This window comes from Shinella pollutisoli (assembly GCF_024609765.1).
Lineage (GTDB): Bacteria > Pseudomonadota > Alphaproteobacteria > Rhizobiales > Rhizobiaceae > Shinella > Shinella pollutisoli.
This window is the reverse complement of the sequence record NZ_JANFDG010000070.1, coordinates 1-1,144: the sequence shown is the minus strand read 5'-3', so window position 1 is coordinate 1,144 and position 1,144 is coordinate 1. Positions and strand designations below refer to the sequence as shown.

Here is a 1,144-nt window from a genome sequence, read left to right as displayed (position 1 = left end):
TTGTAACTTCCCTTTCACCGCGAAAGGGTCTGTATTTCCCTTTGCGGTGGCGGATGGAAACCCGCATGACCTTTGGGCCTGGAAGCCCGTGGGAGAGCTTGGGTATCCGTCCGCCGTTCCATCGAACCCGAACAGTCGCCAGGGCCGCTCCACAGTGCGAAGCCCGCTTAGGCAAGGATGGGATGGGATGGACAAGGTTGTTATCGGGATCGATGTTTCGAAGGATTGGCTCGACGTGCATGCCCTGCCGTCAGGAGAGCATTTCCGGGTTGGCAACGACCATGCGGGGGTGGACGGTCTTGCCGCCCGGCTGTCTGCGCTTCATCCCGACCTGGTGGCGCTGGAAGCGACGGGAGGCTACGAGCATGTTGCGGTTGCCACGCTCTCGGCGGCTGGGCTTGCGGTGGTCGTCGTCAATCCAACGCAGGTTCGCGCCTACGCGAACGCTTTGGGCAAGCACGCCAAGACCGACCCGATCGATGCGGCGGTGATTGCGGCCTTCGTATCGGCGGCAAGGCCCCAGGTGCGGCCTTTGAAGGACCCGGCGGCCCGGGCTTTCGGTGAGTTGGTGGCACGCCGGCGCCAGATCGTGCAGATGATCGTGGCGGAGGAGAACCGCGCGCACATGGCCGTCTCGACCCCCGCCTGCAAGAGTATCAGGCGTATCCTGTCGGCACTGCGGCGTGAACTGAAAAGCCTCGACGAGGACATGGACGACCAGATCCGCAAGTCACCGCTGTGGCGGGTGCGCGAGAAGCTCTTGATCTCGGTGCCGGGCGTGGGATCGACGGTGGCGCGCACGCTGCTGGCCCAGATGCCGGAACTGGGCACGCTCGACCGGCGCCAGATTGCAGCCCTTGCCGGACTTGCGCCGTGGACGCGCCAGTCCGGCAAGTGGAGAGGCAAGAGCTTTATCGGTGGCGGCAGGAGCAGCGTACGCGCGGCCCTGTTCATGGCAGCGCTCGTCGCCAGCCGTCATAACCCCCAACTCAAGGCCTTCCGCGACAGGCTGGTGGCGCAAGGCAAGCCAAAGATCGTCGCCATCGTCGCAACCATGCGAAAGCTCCTCACCATTCTCAACGCAATCATCCGAGACGGAAAACCATGGCAAAACGCTTGACGGCTAAGACAGTCGCTCTCCCCG

General features: G+C 63.8%; 1 protein-coding gene. It reads left to right on the top strand.

Features of this window, described 5'->3' with window-relative positions:
• The first annotated feature begins 187 nt into the window (after positions 1–187).
• A complete protein-coding gene (locus NNZ72_RS25360; RefSeq protein WP_257318459.1) occupies positions 188–1,120 on the top strand; it encodes an IS110 family RNA-guided transposase in 933 nt (310 codons plus the stop codon).
• Positions 1,121–1,144 lie beyond the last annotated feature (24 nt).